1 protein-coding gene is annotated in these 271 nt (G+C 59.8%); it reads left to right on the top strand.

The window, feature by feature from the left end; all coding sequences use genetic code 11:
- Positions 1-271: hypothetical protein (locus tag SB679_RS24325; RefSeq protein ID WP_410704826.1), on the top strand; the 271-nt coding region annotated here is incomplete at both ends.

Here is a 271-nt window from a genome sequence, read left to right as displayed (position 1 = left end):
GCAACCCTTTTACTGCTTGCGGCAGTGATCGTCCCGTGGATCACCCGACATTGGCCGCTGTGGGTGCGAGCGACCTGGCGTCTGGTTGTGTTTGCCGTACTTACCTACTTGGTCTTCGTAACCACTGGCTCGCCGTTCGCGCCATCATTCGACGCGCAGCAGCCGGGAGAACAGGTATGGGAACAACTCATTGAAATTGGCTGGTGGCTGATGGCCGCTCAATGCGCGATCGGCATCGCCCGGCTGCTGGTCGTCTTTGAGACCAAGCCGC

Origin of the sequence: Chryseobacterium sp. SIMBA_029 (assembly GCF_046535275.1) — a bacterium.
Taxonomy (GTDB): domain Bacteria; phylum Bacteroidota; class Bacteroidia; order Flavobacteriales; family Weeksellaceae; genus Chryseobacterium.
This window is presented reverse-complemented; position numbering and strand designations above follow the sequence as displayed.